This is a genomic window from Streptomyces prasinopilosus, assembly GCF_001419695.1.
Lineage (GTDB): Bacteria > Actinomycetota > Actinomycetes > Streptomycetales > Streptomycetaceae > Streptomyces > Streptomyces prasinopilosus.
This window is the reverse complement of the sequence record NZ_LIRG01000419.1, coordinates 1-6,569: the sequence shown is the minus strand read 5'-3', so window position 1 is coordinate 6,569 and position 6,569 is coordinate 1. Positions and strand designations below refer to the sequence as shown.

5 protein-coding genes, 1 other RNA gene and 2 pseudogenes are annotated in these 6,569 nt (G+C 72.1%); 2 read left to right on the top strand and 6 right to left on the bottom strand.

The genetic code is table 11. The features are described 5' to 3' along the window. Positions 1 to 145 precede the first annotated feature (145 nt). From AOK18_RS18060 to AOK18_RS18040, 6 genes and pseudogenes are all read right to left on the bottom strand, one after another. A partial coding sequence (locus AOK18_RS18060) for a serine/threonine-protein kinase (RefSeq protein WP_206281556.1) occupies positions 146 to 679 on the bottom strand: 534 nt, incomplete at its 3' end. Between the two features lie 384 nt (positions 680 to 1,063). Continuing rightward, positions 1,064 to 1,465: RNase P RNA component class A (gene rnpB, locus AOK18_RS18065), an RNA gene on the bottom strand. 115 nt (positions 1,466 to 1,580) lie between these two features. Beyond that, a pseudogene (locus tag AOK18_RS35410) lies at positions 1,581 to 2,297 on the bottom strand (DMT family transporter); the annotation flags it as partial. An 82-nt stretch (positions 2,298 to 2,379) separates the two neighbouring features. Continuing rightward, positions 2,380 to 3,210, bottom strand: a complete 831-nt coding sequence (locus tag AOK18_RS18050) for an AraC family transcriptional regulator (RefSeq protein ID WP_055695052.1) — start codon at positions 3,208 to 3,210, stop codon at positions 2,380 to 2,382. A gap of 89 nt (positions 3,211 to 3,299) precedes the next feature. Then, positions 3,300 to 4,235 carry a DUF3800 domain-containing protein gene (locus AOK18_RS18045; RefSeq protein WP_055695051.1) on the bottom strand — a complete coding sequence of 312 codons (936 nt, stop codon included), beginning with the start codon at positions 4,233 to 4,235 and terminating at the stop codon, positions 3,300 to 3,302. 242 nt (positions 4,236 to 4,477) lie between these two features. Continuing rightward, positions 4,478 to 5,046: pseudogene (locus AOK18_RS18040) on the bottom strand (Uma2 family endonuclease). A gap of 173 nt (positions 5,047 to 5,219) precedes the next feature. Here AOK18_RS18040 and AOK18_RS18035 point away from each other — a divergent pair. Next, positions 5,220 to 5,978 carry a MerR family transcriptional regulator gene (locus AOK18_RS18035; RefSeq protein WP_055695050.1) on the top strand — a complete coding sequence of 253 codons (759 nt, stop codon included), beginning with the start codon at positions 5,220 to 5,222 and terminating at the stop codon, positions 5,976 to 5,978. Further along, positions 5,975 to 6,569: hypothetical protein (locus tag AOK18_RS18030; RefSeq protein ID WP_055695049.1), on the top strand; the 595-nt coding region annotated here is incomplete at its 3' end. The genes AOK18_RS18035 and AOK18_RS18030, both read left to right, overlap by 4 nt.

Genomic DNA, 6,569 nt, shown 5'->3' with positions numbered 1-6,569 from the left:
GCAGCGCCCCGACGACGGGACGGAGCGGGCCGAGCCGCTCCGGAAGCACGGCCTCGTCGTACACGACCGCGTGCAGGGTCGCCGGGTAGGCGGGCCGGCGGAAGGGGGAGCGTCCACCGCAGACCGTGGCCAGGGTCGCGCCCNNGAGGAACTCGCCGTCGTCCAGGGCGGCGATGCCGAAGTCGGTGAGTACGGCGCCGCCGTCCGGGCGGAGCAGCACGTTGGCCGGTTTGACGTCGCGGTGCAGTGTCCCGGCGTCGTGAACGGCCTTGAGCGCGTCGAGCAGCTGGAGGCCGAGCACGGCGGTGTGCTGCGGGGTGAGGGGTCCGGACCGGGCCACGCGGTCGGCGAGCGAGGGGCCCTGCACGAGCTCCATGACGATCCAGAGCCGGTCCTCGTGCTCGACCAGGTCGTGCACCCCGATCACATGGGGGTGCGGCACCCGGGCGACGGCACGCGCCTCACGGACCGCGCGGCGCATCCGGACCCGGTGGTCCTCGTCGCCGTCGGTGGCGATGTGCAGTTCCTTGGCGGCGACCTGGCGGTCCAGCAGCTGGTCGTGGGCCCGCCAGACGGTGCCCATGCCGCCCCTGCCGAGGATGTCGTGCAGCAGGTAACGGCCGGCGATCAGGCGTCCGGGGTCCTGGTCCGCCCGCCGCTCAGGAATACCGGACAGCACCGGTCTCTCACGTCCCCTTCGCTCCTACGCCCAGCCCTCGACGACCGTCACGGCCTCCGCAGCACCCCGGGCGGACGGACCCGCACTGGTTCCGGGCGGAAAGAGAGACGATGTCGGCATCGCCGCCACCCTACTGGAACCCGAACCCCAACAACGCACGGGAACAAGGAGCTTGGTGATGGACGACGCGGCATCGGGGCCAGGCCGCCGGGCCGGCGCGGACGATCGCCGGCACGCCCGTCGGCCGTCCCGCCGGGTTCGCACCGGCAGCGGCGCCGCCGGTGCGAACCCGGCGGCGATCCTGCCCGGATCCGTCAGTGACGCGCGCCGGAGCCGTTCGCGGTGGAGCGGGGGACCGGCGGGCGCGCAGGCGGCGGGAGGCGGCAGACGAGTCGGGCTGTACGCCGGGTTCTGTCACCCGGTCGCCTCGCGGCGGCCGGGGAGACGGCCATCCATCTAGGACCGGCGTTGCCGCCGGCCTCGTGCGGTCTACCCGCGGACTCGGGCGGGCAGCCCTCGAACGTCCGCGCAGAAACACCGGGGTGTTTCCTTTTGACCTTGCTCCGGGTGGGGTTTACCTAGCCGCCTGAGTCGCCCCAGGCGCTGGTGGTCTCTTACACCACCGTTTCACCCTTACCGGGGGCCGGAGCCCTCGGCGGTCTGTTTTCTGTGGCACTGTCCCGCGGGTCACCCCGGGTGGCCGTTAGCCATCACCCTGCCCTGTGGAGCCCGGACGTTCCTCGGGAAGTCCCGCAAGGGACTCCACGCGGCCGTCCGCCCGGCTCGTCTGCCGTGCCGACCATGGTACCGGGCGGGAGCGGGGCTCCGGCGCCGCGGCCGTCGCCAGGACCGAGCCGGTGAGGATCAGGGCGAACGCGGCCAGGACCGTCGCGGTCAGGGACTCGCCGAGCAGGAGGACGCCGGCCGTGACCGCGACCGCCGGGTTGACGTACGTGATGACGCTCGCCCGGGTCGGTCCCACCTCCCTGATCAGCTCCAGGAAGGCGACGAACGCGATCGCCGTGCAGACGGCGCCCAGGCCCGCGAGGGCGGCCAGGGCCCCGGTCGAGGGCAGTTCGGCCGGTCGGGTGATGACGGCGGCCGGGGCGTAGACGAGCGCCGCGAGCGCCAGGCAGACCGCGGTGAGCTGGAGGGTCGGCACCTGCTTCAGGTGGCGGGCGGCGATCAGCGGGGCGACGGCGTAGCCCACCACCGTCACCAGCACCTCGGCCAGGGAGAGGGCGTTGCCGCCGGTCAGGTGCGGGAAGGTGAGGACGCCGACGCCCGCCAGGCCGAGTCCCAGGCCGGTGATGCGGCGGGCGCCGAGGCGCTCCGTGTCGCCGAAGAACCGGGCGAACGTCACGGCGACGATGGGGACGCCCGCGATCAGCAGGCCGGCGGTGGAGCTGGAGAGGTGGCGTTCCGCGTCGGTCAGGGTGTACCAGGGGCCGATGATCTCGATGAGCGCGAAGGCGAGCAGGGGGCGCCAGTGGGCGCGGACGGTCCCGGCCAGGCCTCCTTGCCGCAGGGCGAAGGGCAGGAGGAGCAGGGCGCCGAGGGCGCAGCGGGTGAAGACGACCCCGGACGGGGACACCTCCTCCACCGCCACTTTGATCATCAGGTAGGGGATGCCCCAGACCACTCCCATCAGGGAGAACAGGAACCAGCCGCGTGCAGTCATGCGGCGAGTCTCGACCGGGTCAGCGTCCGGGGTCTTGAACGCTGTTGCGGTACGCCGCCGGGGTCACCCCGAGGACGCGGCGGAACCACCGGGTCAGGTGGGCCTGGTCGGCGAAGCCGACGAGGGCGGCCGCTTCGGCGGGGTGCAGTCCGGCCTCCAGCAGGCCGCGGGCCCGGGCGACCCGGTACTGGGCGAGCCAGGCGTACGGCGGTATCCCCATCGCCGTGCGGAAGGCGCGCAGGAGCTGGTAGCGGGACAGGCCCAGGTCGGTGGCCAGGGAGGCGAGGGAGGGCGGGGCGAGCAGTTCGTCGGCGAGGCGGTCGCGGACGGCCAGGGCGATGCGCCCGGCACCGGGGAGCGCGCCCGTGTCCGCGCGGGCGGTGGAGTGGCGGTGGGCGAGGGCGGTGAGCAGCCAGGGCAGGCGGGACTCCGCCTCCAGGGGGTCGGGGCAGGCGCTGACCTCGGTGTGCGCGCGGCGCAGGGCGCGGGCCAGTTCGGGGTCGTCGAGGACCGGCTCGCGGAAGTGCGGCAGGCCGGTGCCGCGGATCCCGTCGGTGAGCAGGGCGGGGGCGGCGTACAGGGCGCGGTAGGAGTAGCCGTCGGAGGCGGCCGGACCGCCGGTGTGCATCTCGCCGGGTTCCAGGACGACGATGGTGCCGGGGCCGGAGACGATGCGTCCGCCGCGGTACGCGATGGCCTCCAGCCCGCCGACGGTCACCCCGACCGTGAACTCGTCGTGGGCGTGCGGGGCGTACTCGTGCCGGTCGAAGCAGGCGGTGAGCAGGTCGAGCGGCGGCCCGCAGCGCCCGAGCCGCGTCCTGGTCCAGCTGGCCTGCTCCCGTGCGCCCACCTCGTACCCCCCGACCCGAGGTGATCAGGGGACCAGAGGAGGGCGGCGGTGTCCAGGGCGAATCCCTGCCGACGGAGCGGCTCCCGCTTTCACGGCTCGGTCACGGCGGGAGTGACAGGGGCAGCAGGGGCGGCAGGCGCGGCGGGATGCTGCTGGGCGGGGATGAGGGCCGTCGGTACGGGCGCCCGCTCGGCGATCCGGAACAGTTCCGCCGCCGACCGCCCGCTCCGCCGGTCCGACACCACGACCCCGCCCGTCCACTTGCCCGTGGCCGTCCGGTACCGGTGCTGCAGTTCGCCCACCCGGGCACAGTGCCGATCCCTTATGGCCGCGTAGGCGGGGTGGCAGTGGGTGTTCCACGTCAGGTCCTGCACATAGGTGGCGCAGGCCGCCGGGAAGAGGACGGCGGAGACCAGCAGGTCGGCGATCTGCAGGCCGATGTGGGAGTCGCTGTGGCCGAACACCGGCGACTCGGCGAGGTGCGGCATCAGGTCGCCGCCCATCCGGAACTTCCGGGTCGTGACGCAGTGGACGTTGTCGACGTTCTTGCTCTTCGTACGGCTGTCGAGGATCACCACACCCCGGTCCTCGCGCCCGGCGAGGAAGTGCTCGAAGTGGGCGCAGAGGGAGGCGACCGACGCGCCGTACATCGCGTCCTCCGCGTTGGTGACACCGTCCTGCTTGACGCAGATCTTGGCCAGCACCCGGCAGTCGTGGCGTTCCAGCATCGTCAGCAGCTTGTCGATCAGGCCGTGCGCCATGCGGGCCTGGTTGCGGTTGCCGTTGCGGAGGTGGGACCGGATGCTCGAGCCCTTGATCTCAGTGCGGATGACCTCGCTCAGCTTGCCGGCGGTCCGCAGCGTGGGGCGGAACTGCTTCTTCAGGTTGATGAAGTCCCAGGTGAGGGAGCGCAGTTCGGACTCCTCGACGACGATGCCACCGATGACCATGACCGGCGGCGCTTCCGGCGTGGCGGGGTCGACCGTCTGACCGTCGCCGGACTCGTCGACGTAGCACAGGTGCAAGTTTTCCTCCGCCGGAAACAACTATGGCCGCCCCGGAATCCTGAAGGGCGGCCATAGGGGTTGCTGCGCCGGGCGCAGCCTTGTTTTGATGCTGGATCCAGCCTACGACGCCTCTCCGCATGCACGCAACTACGGAGTGTTGCCACAGTGTCGTTCGATGGCCCTCTTCCGGACGGGGTGAAGCGCTCGGCGCCGCACACGGCCCGCCCCGGTGTGCGCACGCCTCGTCGCGGACACGGGGATCAGAGGAAGTCGGCGGTCTCCAGGTCGAACGCGAAGGGGGCGGGAAGCGACAAGGGCTTACCGAGGGGGCGGGTGCACTGCTCGCGGTAGTCGTCGCGCTCCGGGTCGCTGAACAGCGTGATCGAGGAGGACTCGCGGTCGACGAGGAGATGGAGGGGGATGCCGCCTCGGGCGTAGCAGCGGCGTTTGGCTTCTCGGTCGTTCCGGGGCTTGGTGGACGTCACCTCGAGGACCAGGGCGACGCCTTCGCAGGGCATCCAGGGGTCGGCGCCCCGGTAGAGACGCAGTCGTGTCGGGGCGAAGGTGCCGTCCGGGATCGCGTGGTTCTTCGGGCAGGAGCCTCCGCTCTTCGACTTCAGGCCCTTGTTCCTGAGAACTGCATGTCCGTTCGAGAGCCTCTGATCACCTGCGTCACGATCAGCCCGATGTAATCCTCGTGATCCCCGTCCGGCGGCGGTGTCACGACGATCTCCCCCTCGATCAGCTCCGCCCGGAAGCCTTCCGGGGTGTCCAGGGCGAGAAAACCCTCCAGCAGGACGTCTTCCTGCGTGAGCGGCTCGTGGGCCATGGCAGTCATGTCACGCCCCTCCTTCTGTCGCCCGTCAGACCGGGACATCGGCTGATCACCTGTCCGTGATACGGGGAGTCGTCCACTCGATCGTGGCACAGGACCACGCCCCTCGTCGGATGCCACGACCACTCGCTTGACCCTGTCGCGACGTCAACGTCTCTACTGGGGGCATGCGGATCGGAGAACTCGCCACGGCCGTCGGTGTCACCACGCGGACCGTGCGGCACTACCACCATCTGGGGCTGCTGGCGGAGCCGGAGCGGCGGGCCAACGGGTACCGGGACTACACGCTGCGGCACGCCGTCGTGCTGGCGCGGATCAGGCGGCTGACCGAGCTGGGGCTCGGGCTGGCCGAGGTGCGGGACGTGCTCGCGGACGACGCCGGCAAGGACCTCGTCGAGGTGCTGACCGAGCTGGACGAGGACCTGGCGCGGCAGGAGGCGGCGGTCCGGGAGCGTCGGGCGCGGTTGCGGGCGCTGCTGGAGACGGAGGGCGGGCTGACCGACGTGGGGCCGGTCTCCCCCGAACTGGCCGCATTGTTCCGGGAGATGCCGGATGTGTCCGGCTCTCCCATGGCCGCCAAGGATCGGGAGGTGCTCGCGCTGATCGAGACGACGGCGGCCCCGGAGGAGCGGGAGCGGTTCATGGGGGCGTTCAGCGGCGCGATGGGCGCCCCGGGCGGAATGGAGCAGGCGCTCGCCGCGTACGCGCTGCTCGACGCGCTCGCCGACGCCGCACCGGACGATCCCCGGGTGGACGAGGCCGCCCATGCCCTCGTCGCGTGTCTGCCGGCCGACCTGCTGCCGGAGGACACCGTCGTCGACCAGGACGACAGCTTCCTGCGCGCCCTCTACGCCGACTTCGCCCCCGCCCAGGCGGAGGCGATCCGCCGGACCCTGCGGATCGTCACGGAGGGCGGGCGGTCATGAGGGCCGTCAGGGGCGCCGGGGTTCTCGTCCGGCACGAGCTGCGACTGATGGTGAGCCTCGTGCTGTGGCTGGCGCGGCGGACGCACGGCGTCGGGGGTGGGACGCCCTTCGGGTACGCGCGGGGGCACGGCGCGGTGATGTTCGGGTTCGCGTTCGTGTGCGTGGTGGAGACGGTGGTGATGTCCGTGCTGCTGCTGGACTGGCCGACCGTCCACGCGGTGGTGCTGTTCCTGGACGTGTACACCGTCGTCATCGTCGTCGCGCTGCACGCCGCCGACGTCGTGCGGCCCCACGTGCTGGACCCGGACTCCGACATGCTGCGGATCCGCCGCGCCATCCACGTGGACCTGCGGATACCGCTGGAGCGGATCGCCTCCGTCCGGCGTGAGCTGCGGATGAGCCATGAGCGGGCAGACGGTGAGCTGAACGTCGAGGTCGGCTCGCAGACCACGGTCACGCTGGAACTCACGGAGCCGGTCACCCACGTCACCCTCTTCGGGCGGCGCCGGGAGGTGCGCGTCGTGCGGTTGCACGCCGACGAGCCCGACGCCCTGGTCCGGGCGCTGGCGGCGGGGCGGCAGGAGGCGGCGG

Coding starts and splice junctions, on each gene's coding strand:
- AOK18_RS18035 (WP_055695050.1), top strand. CDS start 5,220: ATGCGGATCGGAGAACTCGCCACGGCCGTCGGTGTCACCACGCGGACC.